Origin of the sequence: Bacteroides intestinalis DSM 17393, from assembly GCF_000172175.1 — a bacterium.
Taxonomy (GTDB): Bacteria; Bacteroidota; Bacteroidia; order Bacteroidales; family Bacteroidaceae; genus Bacteroides; species Bacteroides intestinalis.
The window spans coordinates 864800-882651 of sequence record NZ_ABJL02000008.1 but is presented as its reverse complement, the minus strand read 5'-3'; the positions used below and the strand labels follow the sequence as shown (position 1 = coordinate 882651).

General features: G+C 46.0%; 13 protein-coding genes. All 13 read right to left on the bottom strand.

Annotated features, from left to right (window positions below; genetic code table 11):
• Positions 1–2: 2 nt before the first annotated feature.
• A complete protein-coding gene (locus BACINT_RS13120) occupies positions 3–2204 on the bottom strand; it encodes a putative porin (RefSeq protein ID WP_007663884.1) in 2202 nt (733 codons plus the stop codon).
• Positions 2205–2391: 187 nt separating this feature from the next.
• Positions 2392–2934 (bottom strand): 2-oxoacid:acceptor oxidoreductase family protein, encoded by a 543-nt coding sequence (locus BACINT_RS13115; protein WP_007663883.1) that lies wholly within the window; start codon positions 2932–2934, stop codon positions 2392–2394.
• Between the two features lie 24 nt (positions 2935–2958).
• Positions 2959–3720, bottom strand: a complete 762-nt coding sequence (locus BACINT_RS13110) for a thiamine pyrophosphate-dependent enzyme (protein WP_007663882.1) — start codon at positions 3718–3720, stop codon at positions 2959–2961.
• 182 nt (positions 3721–3902) lie between these two features.
• Complete coding sequence (locus tag BACINT_RS13105) at positions 3903–4988, bottom strand: 3-methyl-2-oxobutanoate dehydrogenase subunit VorB (RefSeq protein ID WP_007663881.1); 1086 nt, start codon at positions 4986–4988, stop codon at positions 3903–3905.
• 19 nt (positions 4989–5007) lie between these two features.
• A complete protein-coding gene (locus BACINT_RS13100; RefSeq protein ID WP_007663880.1) occupies positions 5008–5235 on the bottom strand; it encodes an indolepyruvate ferredoxin oxidoreductase subunit alpha in 228 nt (75 codons plus the stop codon).
• A gap of 21 nt (positions 5236–5256) precedes the next feature.
• Entirely contained in the window at positions 5257–5532 is a 276-nt protein-coding gene (locus BACINT_RS13095) for a tetratricopeptide repeat protein (protein ID WP_007214998.1), read from the bottom strand.
• 170 nt (positions 5533–5702) lie between these two features.
• Entirely contained in the window at positions 5703–7106 is a 1404-nt protein-coding gene (locus tag BACINT_RS13090) for a glycoside hydrolase family 28 protein (RefSeq protein ID WP_007663878.1), read from the bottom strand.
• Positions 7107–7309: 203 nt separating this feature from the next.
• Complete coding sequence (gene rpiB, locus BACINT_RS13085; RefSeq protein ID WP_007663877.1) at positions 7310–7744, bottom strand: ribose 5-phosphate isomerase B; 435 nt, start codon at positions 7742–7744, stop codon at positions 7310–7312.
• Between the two features lie 129 nt (positions 7745–7873).
• Positions 7874–9883, bottom strand: a complete 2010-nt coding sequence (locus tag BACINT_RS13080; protein WP_007663875.1) for a transketolase family protein — start codon at positions 9881–9883, stop codon at positions 7874–7876.
• A gap of 175 nt (positions 9884–10058) precedes the next feature.
• Positions 10059–11603, bottom strand: coding sequence for an alpha-N-arabinofuranosidase (locus BACINT_RS13075; RefSeq protein WP_007663872.1), 1545 nt, complete (start codon positions 11601–11603; stop codon positions 10059–10061).
• Positions 11604–11634: 31 nt separating this feature from the next.
• Positions 11635–13569 carry a glycoside hydrolase family 97 protein gene (locus BACINT_RS13070; protein WP_007663871.1) on the bottom strand — a complete coding sequence of 645 codons (1935 nt, stop codon included), beginning with the start codon at positions 13567–13569 and terminating at the stop codon, positions 11635–11637.
• Positions 13570–13608: 39 nt separating this feature from the next.
• Positions 13609–15978, bottom strand: a complete 2370-nt coding sequence (locus BACINT_RS13065) for a beta-L-arabinofuranosidase (RefSeq protein WP_007663869.1) — start codon at positions 15976–15978, stop codon at positions 13609–13611.
• A gap of 275 nt (positions 15979–16253) precedes the next feature.
• Positions 16254–17852 (bottom strand): xylulokinase, encoded by a 1599-nt coding sequence (locus BACINT_RS13060; protein WP_007663867.1) that lies wholly within the window; start codon positions 17850–17852, stop codon positions 16254–16256.

Below are 17852 nucleotides of genomic sequence, written 5' to 3'. Positions count from 1 at the left end.
TTTTAATCGTAGAAGTTCCACGAAACACCGATTCTGAGAAGGCTCGGATTAATGGGGTAATGTGGTACAAGGAAAGAGTTACGTGTACCCATACCCTGATTTACGTGAGAATACATAGCGAAGAGGCGGGTACGCTTCAGATGCAGGTTGGCATAGACATTCACTATCGGATAGCCGCCGATTTCTACCTGGTCATTTTCCGGTTGCAAATGGAACTGCTGAATGGAAGGCGTGTAAGCCGGTGCATTGTATTTGGTAAAGTATCGCACATCAGCACCCAGTTGCACGGTAAGTACCTTTTTAGCTAACTTGGTCAGGAGATACAAATTAGAATATACTGAAATTTGTGGCAGAGGCAGAACCGTTTCATTACTTGACTTCTGCCAGGTTACTTCATTATCTAAATGGAAAATACCTGCACGGAAATTTTGTTTCAGCGTGGCCGAAAGTATTTGTATGTTACCGCTATTCTGTTCAGGTACGGCCTTTTGGTTGAGATAGGTGTAATTCTTTACATTTTCTACTCCGGCACGAAGATTGGTTCCCCAACGGTCAATATTCAATTCGCCCTCTACGCGGGTACGGAATTCTTTCTCCATGTTGTCATTATCCCAAACGTGCAAGTTGGAGTGATAATGGCGCATATAGAAAGAAGGCAATGTGTTTTTCACGAAGCCTCGTATTATCAGGTTTACCGTATCTTTCCAAAGACGGAAATTCAAATCCATATTTCCATTTACGCGGAATTGTCCCATTGCTTTGTCCATAATACCAACTTCACCGTCTATAGAATAGTGTAGAGTTTTACCTTGTCGTTTAGCCAATTCACCACCCACATAGATTTCTTGTTCGGTGAAACGGTCTACTGTCATAGAGTCTGCATTCATCAGGTCGTAGCGACTGAATTTATGGGATATATAGCCGGTAAGTCCGGCTTTAGCATATCGATTGAAACCTTCCAGCAAGGCTATGCCAAAGACATTCTTTACGCTAAATGCTGTGGTAGAGTCACGACTGACTCCTTGTTTGTTATAGTAAGCGTTTTCGTCTGGTGTAGACACAGATTGATATTTGTGACGCGCCCGTTCTATCTTAAAGGTGTGGATGAAACTTGTGACCGGAACAAATTCTTCGACAAAGTTAGTATCTTCCGGAAGAGCATGGTTGCTATTGAGACTGTCCAAACTGAGATTATCTCCCATTGCGAGATTATTAGCCGGGAGGCTGTCGGTAGCTAAACTGTCGGTAGCTAAGCTGTCGGCAGGTGCAATACTGGAAGCAATAGATGTCGTTGGTGCTGCAGGGGAAAAACGCTGTTGGACACTGTTATTCTGGGCTTCTTCTTTCAATACTCTTCGTTTGAAACCTAATCGGTAACGTTGCGTAAGGTAGACATAGAAATCTTTATTACGGTTTGAGGTCTGTTCCATCTTCACAGGAATGGTGGTGGAACTATATTCTTTCTTACCTTCTGCCATTGTATCAGGCCGGGTGATGTAACCGTCATTTGCTATACCACCGTTTTCGTTCATTTTCATGAAGAAGTTGTTATAAACTGCCTGTATTTGATAGCGTTCACCAATGTAACTTCCGAATAAGCCGGCATTGAAATGTGAAGTGGACTGATTGGCATAATAACCACGTCCATATAGATAATCAAAATTAAAGCCGAATGCTAACCGCTTGTTTACATTGACAGAGAAATAAGACTTAAACCGTTCTTCACCATTAACCTTATTACCGGCTTTATAGTAAGTCAGATTGGTATAGGGTACATTACTATTAGTGAAAAACACTTGATCGGGACGAACAAAGAAACTGGAGTATGGTGCCATGAAGAGGGTCGGTTCGTCGTCTTGGCGATTAAAGAAAATACGGGAGAGACGAGGTGAACCCAGATTACCCAGGAAGTTATATTCTCCAGTCATACCACCTACCAGATTCGTATTTTGGAAATTCAGAGCAAGCGTATCTGCAGGAACAATGGTCCGGTTCCCTAAAGTTTCGCTTAATTTCCACATATAAAGCTTAGGCGGAATGCTTTGAACATCAGTACCGGTATCCAGGCTATCCGGCTGCGTTGATGGGTCGACCTGGTTTCCATAGCGGTCACGGTTGTCCAGCGTATTGAATGGCTGCTGTGCCTGTACTGCCAGCAATCCCAATACGAATAGAAGTATGTATGTTAGTAGAATTCGTCTCATAATTAGGCGCAAAGATACAATAAAAAATTATTCGCTTGCGGAATTCAGCCTTTTTTGCCTATTTTTACAAACATACCGTCTTATAAGCGAATCTAATTGTGAGGAGTCTTATGTCTTTGATTGTATAAAATAAGCCCTTGCAAAAAATGATTGCAAGGGCTGACTTTTATTATAAGGGTCAATGGAATTATACCTCTTTAATCAATTCCATACCTTTTTTAATCGCTTCTTCGTTCATCGGTATCAAGTGATGATGGCGTTCGGGCAAGGTCTTCTTCAAGCCTCTGAGTACACTATCCAGTGTAACCATCGGTTTCAATTTCAGCAATCCCCCCAGTACGATCATGTTGAATGCTTTGGCATTATTCATTTCATTGGCTGCATCCATTGCGTCGATACGATACACTTTGATATCCTTACGCGTCGGCGGGTTGATGATACCATATCCGTCGTAAATCAGGATACCGCCCGTCTTTACCTTACTTTCGAATTTCTCCAGTGAGGGCTGGTTCAGAATGATGGCAGCATCGTACTTGCTCAGGATAGGAGAGGAGATTTTCTCATCGCTTACGATCACCGTAACGTTAGCTGTACCACCACGTTGTTCCGGTCCGTAAGCGGGCATCCAGCTCACTTCCTTATTTTCCATCAGTCCCGAGTATGCCAAAATCTTTCCCATGGACAATACACCTTGTCCACCGAAGCCTGCTATAATGATTTCTTCTTTCATTGTTCTTAGTCTTTTAGCATGTGATTATTTATCTTTCAAGTCACCCAGCGGATAGAACGGGAACATGTGCTCTTCCATCCATTTGTTAGATTGCGCAGGTGTCTGTTTCCAGCCGGAGTTACAAGTAGAAACGATTTCTACCAGGTTGGAGCCTTTGCCTGCCAGGGAGTTCTCAAATGCTTTGCGGATGGCTTTCTTTGCTTTGCGGATAGCACCGACTGTTTGTACACTTTGGCGGGTAACGTAAGCGGTTCCTTCCAGTTGTGCGGCGATATCTGCCATTTTCAGCGGATAACCGTGCAAATGAACATCACGTCCGTAAGGGCTGGTAGAAGTCTTCATGCCGACTAGGGTAGTAGGAGCCATCTGTCCCCCTGTCATACCATAAATGGCGTTGTTGATGAAGATTATGGTGATGTTCTCACCGCGGTTCAGTGCATGGATTGTTTCTGCCGTACCGATACATGCCAGGTCACCGTCTCCCTGGTAAGTGAATACCAGTCTGTCCGGCCACAGGCGCTTGATAGCAGTGGCAAGAGCGGGTGCACGTCCGTGTGCAGCTTCCTGCCAGTCAATATCCAGATAGTTATAGATGAACACGGCACATCCCACGGGGGAGATACCTACTGCTTTGTCTTCCATGCCCATTTCTTCGATTACTTCGGCTATCAGCTTGTGTACCACACCGTGGCTGCATCCCGGACAGTAGTGCATGGGATTATCGTTCATCAGAGTCGGTTTTTTATAAACCAGATTCTCAGGCTTGATAATATCTTCTTTTGTCATAATCACTTCTCCTTATCTGTTGGTGAACCGTATAAAAAACTCCATCAGCTTAACGAATATTGCTGCGCCACAAACGTAGATGAACAGTTTGAAGTCATCCTTTGCAACGAAATATACGATGATAGCTGCCAAGGCAAGTATCATAAAGAGTATATTCAATACGCTTCTTATCTTATCAGGGTTCATTTCTCGATTAATTTTTCTTTCAGTGCACTTACAATCTCTTCCGGATCGGGTACGATACCGCCGAGACGCCCGAAGTGTTCTACTTTTACTTTACCATTCACAGCGAGGCGTACATCTTCAACCATCTGTCCCGCATTCAATTCGGTAACCAGCATGCCTTTCACTTTTTCAGCATAGGAAGCAATGGCTTTTGTGGGGAAGGGCCAAAGGGTAATGGGGCGCAGTATGCCGACTTTGATACCTTCTTCGCGTGCAAGTTCCATTGCTTTTTGTCCGATACGTGCCATAGAACCGAAGGCGATAATCAGGTAATCGGCATCTTCACAATTGATTTCTTCGAAACGTACTTCGTTTTCTTCAATCAGTTTGTATTTAGCCTGGAAGCGGATGTTATTCTTTTCCATCTCTTCTGGTTTCAGTTCCAGAGAAGTAATGATATTGGGCTTGCGTCCGTTTACTCTACCGGTAGTAGCCCACGGGCATTGCTCGATAACTTCTGCATCTGTACGGCGGGGCTTTTGCGGAGGCAATACAACCTTTTCCATCATCTGGCCGATAACACCATCAGCAAGGATAATAGCCGGGTTGCGATATTTGAAGGCAAGATCAAAGGCCAATCCAACGAAGTCAGCCATTTCCTGTACGGAAGCGGGAGCCAAAGTAATCAGACGGTAGTCACCATGACCTCCACCCTTAACAGTCTGGAAGTAGTCTGCCTGACTGGGTTGGATTGTTCCCAATCCGGGACCGCCACGCATTACATTTACAATCAAACAGGGTAATTCGGCACCTGCCAAGTAGGATATACCTTCCTGTTTCAGACTGACACCGGGGCTGGAAGATGATGTCAACACCATTTTCCCACTTCCGGCACCGCCGTACACCATATTAATAGCTGCCACTTCACTTTCTGCCTGTAGCACCACCATACCGGTAGTTTCCCAGGGTTTCAGTTCGGCAAGAGTTTCCAATACTTCCGATTGCGGAGTAATAGGATAACCGAAGTATCCGTCCGCTCCGCAACGGATAGCTGCGTGGGCGATGGCTTCGTTTCCTTTCATTAATACAACTTCTTCTGCCATATTCTACTGATTTACAGATTTATTCAACTTTTACTTTATAAACAGAGATACATCCGTCCGGGCAAACCTGGGCGCACGACGCACAGCCGTTGCAGGTATCTTCCAGTATTTGGTGGGCATAGTTATACCCTTTTACGTTCACCTCTTTGGTGAGGGCTATTACATGCAGAGGACAGGCTACCACGCATAGATTGCAGCCTTTGCACCGTTCGGTGTCCACTACGATTGCTCCTTTAATCTTTGCCATAATTTACGTTACTTTTATATGTTATTGATTGTACATATCCTTATTGAAGAAATTCAGGATATCCATTGCCATACGATAGGCTTCGCGGGCAGGGCTGTCGGGATTAAGGTCGATAGCATACTGGTAGTTGTTCAAAGCCAGCTGCCAGTTACCTTGTTTGCGATAGGCATTTCCCAGGAGATAAAAAGCTTCGTCCCGGTCGGTAGAGTCGGTGATCAGATATTCATCGAGCTGCCGGATAGCTTCTGCTACATCTCCTTGATTGATAAGCTCTTTGATAGTTTTCAGTTGCTCCATATCGTATTGAGTTCCGGATTATTGGAATACAAAGATAGTTTTTATTTAGAGACAACGAATAAGTATTCTGTGAAAAATAAGAAAAATGGGGAAATAAAAAGCCCGAAGTTGAATGAAATTCTGTCAGAATGTCACAACTTCGGGCTCGTATGATATAAAATATGGTTTTGTTACTTTACGAGTTTTCCATTTATATAGAGATTTTTGAACGTAACGTCTTTAGCTCCTTTTATGTCATTTCCATCTTTGGCAACATTATTAAAGTGGGAGTCTTCAACACTGATATTGTACACATGATCATTGTCGTCGAGACCGATAATGAGGACACCAAGCTTGCTTTTCTCGCAAGTCACATTCTTCAGATGAACGTTGCGGACAGTAGGAGTGAAACCACGGTTACAGTTCTCACGATTCTCGTATTGAAGGTTGATGCGCAGCACGGCTTCGCGACACTGTCCTACGGTGACATTACGTACGAATACATTTTCAATCAGTCCGCCACGGCAGGTGCTGGTCTTGATGCGGATAACACGGTCGAGGTCTGGACTATCCATCTTGCAGTTTTCTACATACAAGTTGCGATATCCACCGGAGATTTCGCTACCGATGACTACACCTCCATGTCCTTTCTTCATATAACAGCCGCGTACAATGATGTTTTCGCTGGGGATACCCCATTTGCGTCCATCCTGGTTACGTCCGGACTTGATAGCAATACAGTCATCTCCGGTATCGAAAGTACAGTTCTCTATCAATACATTTTTGCAGGATTCAGGGTCGCAGCCATCACCATTGGGACCGCGATTATAAACGTATACACCGCGTACAGTGAGACTTTCGCAGAATAACGGGTGAATAACCCAGAAAGGAGAATTCAATAAAGTTACATCTTCTATCAGCACTGTATTACATGAGTATAGGTTGATGAGTTGCGGACGTAATCCGTCTTCAGGTGTCATTACGCGTTTATAAATAGGAGTGGAGGTTTCACCGTACATCAACAGGCGTTCCCGTCCTCCGTTGCGTTGTGCCACCATGCCCTCTTTCCAGCCATAGCGGGGAGCGCCACACATAGGCCACCAGGTTTCGTTGGAGCCTTGTCCGTCGATAGTCCCTTTGCCGGTGATGGCGATATTTGTCTCACCGTATGCATAAATCAACGGGTGGGCATTATAGCAGTCTATTCCTTCCCAGCGGGTGATAACTCCGGGGAAGTAGAGGCTCTGATCGGTTGAAAATCTCAATACGGCTCCTTCTTCTACATGAAAGTTGACGTTACTTTTCAGTGTGATGGGACCTGTGTAGAATGTACCTTTGGGAACTACAACCGTGCCACCGCCATTCAGGCAACATGTTACGATAGCCTGGTTGATTGCCTCATGGCAGGGAGCATCCGGGGTGTCGGGTTTGGCACCGAAGTCCGTAATGAGATACGTCTGTTTTGGGAAAGATGTTTTCTTGATTTGTTTTTCAATCTTTGCACTCTCCTTGAAAGCCTTATCGAAATCTATCGAGTTGGCTGTTGCCAATGTGGTCGAGAGAAGCAGGGAAATAATTCCGAGTACTTTTTTCATGCGTTTCCAGTTTTACTTTTAATGGTTATTAGATATGTGGGCAAAAGTACGGAAAGTGACTCTATTAGAGGGAAGAGTTTTTGGCATAAAATGTGTAAAATTTGATGTGTTTATGCTTCTCAGCTCTGAAGAAGGTGTATAAACTAAAAACACTTGCAAGTATCGGTTCCCGCACCTGCAAGTGTAATTTCAAATTGGGATGATTATCTAACCGGTATCTTCTCAATACGTTTCTGATGACGTCCCCCCTCAAACTGTGTGCTGAAGAATTCTCTCATAATCATATCAGCTTCTTCGGTGCTGATGAAGCGTCCCGGCATGACGAGTACGTTGGCATCATTATGCTGGCGAGCCAGATGAGCTATTTCCGCTGTCCAGCAAAGTGCGGCACGGATGCCCTGATGTTTGTTCAGTGTCATGCTGATACCTTCACCACTTCCGCAGATAGCAATACCCGGGTAACACTCTCCGGCTTCAACGGCCAATGCCAGGGGATGAGCAAAATCTGCATAGTCGCAGCTCTCCGTTGTATAGGTTCCGAAGTCTTTGTATTCCCATCCTTTAGTTTCCAACCACCCCTTGACGTATTGTTTCAATTCAAATCCGGCGTGGTCGGAACAAATTCCAATTGTTTTCATTTTCTGTTGTAGTATGATTGATTTAGAGGCTCTATAATGGGATATCAGGTGAAAAATATTTCGCCCCTACAAGCCTGTTACAACCTGTAGGGGCGAATAGTCATTCGCCCGGTATGCACCCAGGGCTTTTTATAACATTGCTTTTACTTGCTTATAAACATTCTCAGCAGTAAAACCTAACTTCTGATCCAGTACTTTGTAAGGAGCTGAGAAACCGAAAGATTCCAATCCCCAAACTTTACCGTGAGCACCTACCAAACCTTGCAGGTTTACAGGCAGACCGGCTGTCAGACCGAAGACTTTTGCGTCAGCAGGGATGACACCTTCCTGATATCCCGGAGCCTGGCTGCGGAACAGACCTTCGGAAGGAGCAGATACGATACGTACTTTTACACCGTCTTTGCGCAATAATTCGGTTCCTGCCACCAGTGTAGATACTTCTGAACCTGAAGCTACCAATACTACATCCGGGTTTTCATCAGAACCTGCTACGATGTAAGCACCCTTAGCAGCCTGAGAATAGTCGTTTCCAGCAGGCAACATAGCGATGTCCTGACGAGAGAAGATCAAGCCGGTCGGAGTAGTAGTATTCTCCATAGCCAGTTTCCATGCAACCGTTGTTTCTTCTGCATCTGCCGGACGGAGAACCAACATAGAATTGTGTCCTTTATGGTTTTTCAGTTTTTCCATCAGGCGGATCTGAGCTTCCTGTTCTACCGGTTCATGAGTAGGACCGTCTTCACCTACACGGAATGCATCGTGTGTCCAGATGAACTTCACGGGAACTTCCATCAGTGCAGCCATACGTACGGCAGGTTTCATGTAGTCAGAGAATACGAAGAACGTTCCACAAGCCGGAATCACACCACCATGCAGTGCCATACCGATACAACAGCAAGCCATTGTCAACTCGGCAACGCCAGCCTGGAAGAATGCACCGCTGAAATCACCTTTCTTGAAAGCATGGGTCTTTTTCAGAAAGCCGTCTGTCTTATCTGAGTTTGAAAGGTCAGCGGAAGCAACGATCATGTTTTCTACTTGAGTAGCAAGAGCACCCAATACGGTAGCTGATGCAGCACGTGTAGCAGCACCTGCTTTTTGCTCGATAGCTGCCCAGTTTACTTCAGGAGCCTTACCAGAGAAGAACAGGTCAAGTTTTGCAGCCTTTTCAGGATTAGCCTTTGCCCATTCTGATTTAGCAGCATATTTCTTAGCCATAATTTCCTTCAGTTCGGCAGCACGCTTTGCGTACAGTTCCTTCACTTCGGGGAAGATTACGAATGGATTCGTCGGATCACCACCCAGGTTCTTGATGGTATTTACATAAGCATCACCACCTAGAGGAGCACCGTGAGTCGCACAGTTAGCTTCGTAACTGCTACCATCTGCCTTGCGTGCACCCTTACCCATTACAGTATGACCGATAATCAGGGTCGGACGTTCGTTTTCTGCTTTCGCTTCGTTCAAAGCGCCACGGATAGCGTCGGGATCATTACCGTTGATCTTGATCACCTTCCAGCCCCAAGCTTCGTATTTCTTGGCAGTATCTTCGATGGTTACGTCTTTGGTTTCAGTAGAAAGCTGGATGTCGTTGGCATCATAGAACATGATGAGGTTATCCAGTCCCAGTGCACCTGCGATACGGCCTGCACCCTGAGAAATTTCTTCCTGTACACCACCGTCCGAAATATAAGCGTAGATGGTTTGCTGCATCACTTCTTCGAAACGGGCTTTCATGAATTTAGCTGCGATAGCTGCACCCACTGCAAAAGTATGACCTTGACCGAGCGGGCCGGAAGTGTTTTCAATACCACGCATGATGTCGCGTTCAGGGTGTCCCGGAGTGGGGCTGTCCCATTGGCGGAATTCCTTCAGTTCATCCAGTGTGAATTTGCCTGCCAATGCCAACTGAGAGTAGAGCATCGGTGACATGTGGCCCGGGTCCAGGAAGAAGCGGTCACGACCTTCCCATGCTGGATTTTCGGGATCATACACCAGAAACTCAGAGAAGAGTACATTCACAAAATCGGCACCACCCATGGCACCGCCTGGGTGACCGGAATTAGCTTTCTCAACCATAGAAGCAGCGAGGATACGGATATTATCCGCTGCACGGTTCATAAGTTTGTTGTCGTTCATATTGATATTTATTTGATTTGAATACTATAATAAAGCAGGTTGAAGTGTCACTTGTTAATTTTAACAGCGACAAAGATAACTCTTTATGCGTAATTCGCAACATAGAAAGAGCCTCTTTTTTTGCGGTACTTCCACCTGCTTCTTGTTTAAAATACAATAAGTCTTTTCGACTGATTTACTGTAACTCTATAGTAACAATAGACTTGGCTGGTAGTTTTATCTTCAGTACGCCTTTATTGATTTTTACCTCTTTGAACGGAGCTAATTTTATATTATTAGGGTTCTCAAAAGAGTTGTAATCCGTCAGGTTGGCAGAAGTTAAGATTTCACCAACGGCTTTCTTAGCCTTTACATCTGGCAGGTTGATAGTAACTTCCTGTGCATTGTCGGCATCAATATTAGACATTGAGATATGTATCTTGCCGTCCTTGTCTTTAGAAGCTGTGGCACTTACCATAGGTACTTTGCGATTATCGCGTACATCCATGATCTCGCAGTTCAGATCGAGTGGGAGGTAAGTGGCATCCTGGTGTACATTGTACATCTTGAATACATAATAAGTGGGAGTCAGCACCATATCTTTACCTTTTGTCAGGATCATGGATTGCAATACATTTACTATCTGGGCAATATTTGCCATTTTCAGACGGTCGGTGTATTTGTGGAAGATATCGAAGCTAAGAGAGGCGACGAAAGCGTCACGCAATGTATTTTGCTGGTAAAGATGTCCTGGGATAGTGCCGGGTTCTTCATCCCACCAGGTACCCCACTCATCGAGCATGAGGGCTACGCGCTTTTTAGGATCATATTCGTCCATGATGGCGCAGTGCTTTTTGATAACGTCTTCTATCTCACGGCACTTACCCATTGTCCAGTAATAGTCGTCTTTGTCGAACTTAGTGGCTGCTCCCTTACTTCCGCTCCAGCCGGTTACGGTGTAATAATGGAGAGAGAGTCCATTCATACGTCCACCTACGCGGTCCATTAGAACTTTAGTCCAGTTATAATCGTAATCGCTGGCACCACTGGCAATCTTAAATAGATGGTTGCCGTCGTAGTTGCGGCAGTAAGTGGAGTAGCGGCGATATAAATCAGCATAATATTCAGGACGCATGCTTCCGCCGCAGCCCCAGCTTTCGTTACCTACACCGAGGTATTTCACTTTCCATGCTTTGTCACGACCGTTCTGGCGGCGAAGTCTTGCCATCGGAGAGTCTCCTTCGGAAGTCATGTATTCTACCCATTTTGCCAGTTCTTCTACAGTGCCACTACCCACGTTTCCACTGATATAAGGTTCAGTACCCAGCATTTCGCAGAGGTTGAGGAACTCATGTGTACCGAAACTGTTGTCTTCAATTGTGCCTCCCCAGTTATTGTTTACCATTTTGGGCCGGTTCTCTTTCGGACCGATACCGTCCATCCAGTGATATTCATCGGCAAAACAGCCACCCGGCCAGCGAAGTACGGGAATCTGGAGTTCTTTCAATGCATTGAATACATCGGTACGATAACCTTTGATATTGGGAATATCCGAATTTTCTCCTACCCAAAGTCCACCATAGATACAGGTACCCAGATGTTCGGCAAACTGGCCATAAATTTCTTTGGGAATAACTTGTGTGCCTTGGTCGGCATGAAGCGTGATCGTTGCACTTTTTTGTGCGGACAGCGATACGGATGCAGCTAAAAGAACGCTGCTGAATAATAGTTTGTTTCTCATAATGGTTATTAGTTATATGATGTTGGTAATGTTATTTAGTATAAATCATGGCTCCACCCATCGGTTGTATTTCGATGGTAAGGATACCTTTTTTGTTGACGGCGCCTTGTGAAAGACTGGCAGTGCGGGCTTCGTTATCATGGATGATGGATACTTGCTGATTCATCAACCACGGTAAAGACAAATTCAGTTTTATGGATTGCTCGGTGGCGTTGGTGGCGGCAATGTACCATTGATTACCGTATCGACGGGCTATAACGCAATATTTGCCGGGATAGCCGTCAATGAAGCGCGTTTCATCCCACACGGTAGGTACTTTCTTCATGAAATCGAGAATAAACTCCGGTTGTTCTGTCAGGTTGTTGGGAGTGATGCCGAAATGCTGGATACCTGACTGGTAGAGAACGGATGTAGCAATCTGGAAGGCATCGGTCGTTTTACGAAGTGTACCGTTGACTCCATCTTTGGAGAAATGTTTGTTGAAAAATACACCGCCGAAGTCCATAGCTGACACTGCATTGCGGATGAAGGGGTACAATGTGCTTCGTTGAGCTTCTTTGTCGGCGTGATATTGCCCGAATACCAAATTCTCAGATACCAATGCCGCTTCACTGCTCATGTGATTCGGATACATGCGTTCCCAGCCGCGCGGCAAGGTACAACCGTGGAATACAACAGCGATTCCATATTGGTTGGCATCGGTCAGTATGTCTTCGTAGAGTTTCATGGTGGCTTGTTTATCACCGCCAAAGAAATCTACCTTAATGCCTTTTACACCCAGGGCTTTCATCCAGGCCATTTCTTTCTGGCGGGCTGGTGCACTGTCTAAACGATGTTTTGGACCTTGCGGAGCGTCATTACAGCTTCCGTTGGAGTTGTACCAGAGAAGAACATCCACTCCCTTTGACTGGGCGTAGGCAATGAGCGAGGGCATATTCTCATAACCGATTTGTTTGTCCCATAATGCATCAATAAGGATATATTCGTATCCCATGGCAGCTGCAAGATCAATAAAAGTCTGCTGATCCTTATAATTACAACTGGCATCTTGCCAGAGTATCCAGCTCCAGGTAGAACGACCGGGTTGATATACCTGTGTCGGTTCATAGAATGGGCGTACATTGTCGTAGGCAGAGGTAGTCTCAACAATCGGTTTCAAGGTCTCACCTACGGTAATGGTTTTCCAGGATGTCAGGGAGGGGATAGATGCTGCAATGGTTGCATCACCTACACCGCCATTCTCTGCTTTTTCCGGAAAAGCAATGGTGTACAAGCCGTCTTGAGTTCCTTCGCTGAGCTTTGTTCCTGCATAATGGCTGCTTACACCAGTCTCGGAAACTAACACCCATCCATCATTACCTACATGAAAGAGAGCCGGGAATGTATAGCCCAGTTTGTAACGTGAAGGCGTACCAATAGCCTCATCCAGTGTATATTCTTCTTCATAGCTTGGTTTAGTACCCATCCATCCGTCTCCTGCAGGAGCTTGGGGAGTAATGAAAGTTGTGGTGTATGAAGGAAAATCGAATCCGGTTGTTTCTTTCTCAATGATGCAGTGTGTATGCTTGGGAGAGGAAATCCGATAGGCTTGTGCAATATCATTGTTGCTTACCCGGAAGATAACTTGTAAAGTATCCCCCTTTTCATTCAGATAGTTGCACACCAACTCATTGGCTTGGTAGTGTACACGGCTTACCTTTGCATGCGGCATTGTGTAAGTCTCATCAATCGTACGTACCTGATGCCCCAGCTGTTTCAGTCTTGCGGAGAAATCTCCGATGCTGGTTTTCAATCCCAACGGAGAAGGCTCCAGGAATATTTTATTGTTATAATGAACGGAATAAATGGGATTTCCGTCCTTTAACTCCACATTTACTTTTAATGCACCGTCCGGTCCTTGCACTTCCTGTGCTGTTAGGGCACTTGAAATTGCCAGGAGGGCGGAGAGTAAAACAATCTTCTTCATGTTCTTTTGCTTTATGATATGTTTCTGACTGAGCTTATTTTATTTGAGTAAGCGGACTTCATAAATAGCAGGTGTCCACTCTGTTCCGTCGGGGCTGAAGCGTATCGGATAGCTGCCTGCACTTAACTTTTGGGGTAAAGAATAGCAGAGCGTTATAAAACCCTCTTTATCAGGTTTGCTGATCGTAGGACTAACGGTCAGTTTTTCATTGTTAAGAAGGATGGCTACCTTGTTATGATTCTCTTTCCGTATAGTGATCATAAGCTGGGCGGCTTCCTCTTTTACTTTGAGGTTATAGCTAAACCAACCTTTGGCACGCCGGAAGTGACGGTCTTTATTGATTCCAGTTTCTGCCTGTTCATATAGAATACCATGATCCGATTCAGGCTGTTGTTCCCCGGGGAAAATGAGATCTACAGTCTGGTTGGCAAGTTCCATTGCTTTACGCTCGCTCAATGCCACTTCTTTGCGGATACTTTCTACTTCAGCTTCGGTTACCTGATGGAAATAAACGGCATAACGGGAATCGTGAAGACGGAAGAAAGGAATTAATTTCAGCGCTTCTTTCTGTGCCGGATAGACGCTACCGGTATAGGTAAATGCAACCAGGTCATCGTTTATCCTGCGGAGTGATTGAGGCAGAGATGCGGCGGAACCTATCAGCATCGGTATTTCTTGCATGGAAATCTGTTTACCATGGGCTATGTGTCCGCCACGGCTGTCATCTGCATAAAGCCCGTCCATATTCTCTGTCCCTGTGGGGCTGGCAAGTACGATGGGACCATACATGAATGCATAGAAATTCTCCCGATCCGGTATTTGTTCCAAGGCAACCTGCATGGGCATATTTAGTGTGATTTCATCTCCGGCTTTCCATTTACGGTGGATGGTCAGGTACTCTCCCGGTTGGGCATTCGTTTCCTGTACTTTACCATTGACGGATACGCTGGCTCCTTTAGCCCAGGAGGGGTAACGGAGTTTGAGGCTGAATGCTTTCTTCCTGCTCTTTTCCACGCGGAAGCGGATTTGCTCTTCGTCGGGAAAACGGGTTTCCTGTACCAGTGTTACCTTTTTCTCTTGCCAGGTCAGGCGGGAGGGGATGAAGAGGTTTACATAGAGGGTATCGTTCGTATGGGCGTAAATAAACTCTCCGTATTTTGTGTGATTCTCCAATCCGGAACCGACGCAACACCACATGGATGTTTCCGGCTGCGAATAAACGCGGTAGTGTCCCGGACGCATAGGGGTGAAGTAAACAAATCCACCCTTCTCAGGCTGTTGCGAGGCAAGAATATGGTTATATAAGGCGCGTTCGTAATAATCGGCAAAACGAATGTCGGGAGAAGTTTGGTAAAGCATCTTCGTTAGGCGAAGCATGTTGTAAGTATTGCAGGTTTCCGGACCTTGTACATCATTCAGCATGGATGTGAAGTTGTCTGCCGGATGAAAGTGCTCACGTACACTGTTGCCACCGATGCAGACGGAACGATGGTTTACCACGGTGTTCCAGAAGAAGCGGGCGGCATGATCCCATTCGGAAGCATGATTCCAGTCTTTATCATCTTGTGCAAGGTCGGCGATACGTTTGTAGCCGATAACCTTCGGTATCTGTGTGTTGGCATGCATGCCTGTCAGGCGGTCTTCATCCTTCACAAGAGGGTCCAGAATCAATTTATGGGAGAAGCGGCGTGCCAGTTCCAGGTATTTCTTGTCACCTGTGATTTCGGCAACATCAGCGAAAGTTTCGTTCAGTCCGCCATGTTCACTGCGGAGCATGTCTTGCATTTGCTGGTCGGTGAGTCCGGCGGTGATGTCTATCATCCAGTCGGTGAGGGCAATTAGCATTTCACGGGCAAGGTTGCTTCCGGCGTAAAGGTAAGCGTCGCGCAGTCCGGCATAAGTTTTGTGTATATTGTATAGGGGTACCCATTTGCCGTTTAGGTCGAAACCTCCGGCGCGGATATTACCGGCTTTAATTTCTTTCCAAAGTTGCAGGCTTCCGGGAGTTCCTCCGATGAATCCGGTGCCTACGGCTTGCTGTGCACGATGTAGTTCGGCGAGCATATAGTTCAGCCGATTGTATATGGCTGTGTCTCCGGTAGCGGCATACATCATGGAGAGTGCGGAAATGTAATGTCCGCCGATGTGTCCGTCCAGTCCGGTGTTTTCCCAGTTGGTATAACTTGGCGCTTTGGGCGTCAGTCCGGCTTCGCGCAGGAAAGGGGCGAGCAGGCGGTCGGGCTCCATGGCCATGATGTAATGCAGGTCAGTCTGTTGAGCTTGCAGGAAGGGGCTTTCCAGCAGCTTAACGTCTTGCAAAGGGAAATAGGAAACTTCTTGTTGGGTTTGAGCTTTCCCGGTCAGGAGAAAACAAAAAAGGAACAGGTAAGTAATAAGGATCGATTTCATATTATATTATATTTGAGGTATAGAGTTTATTTGCTTACTGACGACAATGTTTCGTCAGAGCTGACGATGATGCTTCGTTAGGGCGGGCAACTATGCCTTGCCTAAACGAGCAACGGTACTTTGCCTGAACGGGCAACGGTGCTTTGCCTGATTCAATGCATTGTCCGAGCTTGTAGAACGAATGTATGGGGAGTTGCTTCGGTGCCAACAGCACCCACGTGGCAGCCGAAGCTTCTCCCTCTACTATTACATTCGTTTATTCCTTGAAGTAGGAATTACTTTTTGAATTTCACTGCCGCTTCTTCGATGGGCAGTGCTGCCTTGTAGTTTTCGATGTATGCGTTAAAACCTGCTACATCCTCGGCTGTAGGCGTTATCTCAACACCTGCATCCCCACCAAACACCTGCTCGTCCAGGAAAGCGTCGAGAGGTTGCTTCTTTTCGTTGTTCACAAGGAATGATCCCAGCAACGCAATACCCCATGCACCACCTTCACCGGCCGTTTCCATTACGGAAATGGGTGAGTTCAGTGCTGCTGCAAGTACTCTCTGGCCCACATTTTTAGTCTTGAACAAACCTCCGTGTCCTGTGATTCTGTCAACTTTCACCTTTTCTTCTTTGAAAAGAATGTCATTACCAATCTTGAGGACACCGACAGAAGCGTACAAGTGCGTCCGCATGAAGTTCGCAAGGCTGAACTTGTCATTGGCCGAACGTACAAACATCGGTCTTCCATCTGCAAATCCTGTTACAGGTTCGCCTGAAATGTAATTGAATGAAATGAGACCGCCACAATCCGCATTGCCTGTCAGGGCATGGTTGTAGAGTTTTCCATATACTTCGTTCATATCTACAGGTATACCCAGCAGTTCCTGGTATTCCTTGAACAGGTTGATCCATGCATTGAGGTCGGACGTACAGTTGTTGCAATGTACCATGGCTACGGGACTTCCATCGGGAGTAGTAACCATATCGATCATTTCGTAGGGCTTTGACAGATCTTTCTCCAATACAATCATGGAGAACGAAGAGGTACCTGCCGATACGTTTCCTGTACGCTGCTTCACGGCATTGGTTGCCACCATACCGGTACCGGCATCTCCTTCGGGCGGGCAAACCGGTATTCCGGCTTTCAAATGACCGGACACGTCGAGCATCTTAGCGCCTTCCGGTGTCAGAAAACCTGCATTTTCACCGGCCGGCAATGCTTTGGGAAGAATATCCAGCAACTTCCAGCCGTATCCCTTCGGAGCGATTAACTCGTCGAACTTAGCCACCATTTCAGCGGAGTAGTTCTTGGTAACCGGATCTATAGGGAGCATACCCGATGCATCGCCGATGCCCAATACTTTTTGACCTGTTATCTGCCAATGGATAAAACCTGCAAGTGTTGTCAGATAATCGATATCTTTCACATGTTCTTCGTTGTCCAGAATAGCCTGATACAAGTGAGAAATGCTCCAACGCAGAGGAATATTATAAACGAACAGCTCTGATAAAGCAGCTGCAGCCGCACCCGTATTGGTGTTTCTCCAAGTACGGAAGGGTACGAGAATCTCTTCTTTATCATTGAATGCCATATAGCCATGCATCATGGCGCTGACACCGATTGCCGCCAAGGTTTCTATCTCTATATCATACAGGCTCTTCACGTTTGAACGAAGGTCGGCGTAACAATCTTGCAGTCCATACCAGATGGCCTCAACGCTATATGTCCAAAGTCCGTCCACCAACTGGTTCTCCCAGGTGTGACTTCCTTGAGCGATAGGCTTGTTTTCCTGGTCAATCAAAACAGCCTTGATTCGGGTGGAGCCGAATTCTATGCCAAGAATGGCTTTACCTGCTTCGATGGTTGATTTTGCGTCTGGTTTCAT

Coding starts and splice junctions, on each gene's coding strand:
- BACINT_RS13100 (WP_007663880.1), bottom strand. CDS start 5,235: ATGGCAAAGATTAAAGGAGCAATCGTAGTGGACACCGAACGGTGCAAA.
- BACINT_RS13095 (WP_007214998.1), bottom strand. CDS start 5,532: ATGGAGCAACTGAAAACTATCAAAGAGCTTATCAATCAAGGAGATGTA.
- BACINT_RS13090 (WP_007663878.1), bottom strand. CDS start 7,106: ATGAAAAAAGTACTCGGAATTATTTCCCTGCTTCTCTCGACCACATTG.
- BACINT_RS13115 (WP_007663883.1), bottom strand. CDS start 2,934: ATGAAAGAAGAAATCATTATAGCAGGCTTCGGTGGACAAGGTGTATTG.
- BACINT_RS13110 (WP_007663882.1), bottom strand. CDS start 3,720: ATGACAAAAGAAGATATTATCAAGCCTGAGAATCTGGTTTATAAAAAA.
- BACINT_RS13060 (WP_007663867.1), bottom strand. CDS start 17,852: ATGAAACCAGACGCAAAATCAACCATCGAAGCAGGTAAAGCCATTCTT.
- BACINT_RS13080 (WP_007663875.1), bottom strand. CDS start 9,883: ATGAACGACAACAAACTTATGAACCGTGCAGCGGATAATATCCGTATC.
- BACINT_RS13105 (WP_007663881.1), bottom strand. CDS start 4,988: ATGGCAGAAGAAGTTGTATTAATGAAAGGAAACGAAGCCATCGCCCAC.
- BACINT_RS13120 (WP_007663884.1), bottom strand. CDS start 2,204: ATGAGACGAATTCTACTAACATACATACTTCTATTCGTATTGGGATTG.
- rpiB (WP_007663877.1), bottom strand. CDS start 7,744: ATGAAAACAATTGGAATTTGTTCCGACCACGCCGGATTTGAATTGAAA.
- BACINT_RS13075 (WP_007663872.1), bottom strand. CDS start 11,603: ATGAGAAACAAACTATTATTCAGCAGCGTTCTTTTAGCTGCATCCGTA.
- BACINT_RS13070 (WP_007663871.1), bottom strand. CDS start 13,569: ATGAAGAAGATTGTTTTACTCTCCGCCCTCCTGGCAATTTCAAGTGCC.
- BACINT_RS13065 (WP_007663869.1), bottom strand. CDS start 15,978: ATGAAATCGATCCTTATTACTTACCTGTTCCTTTTTTGTTTTCTCCTG.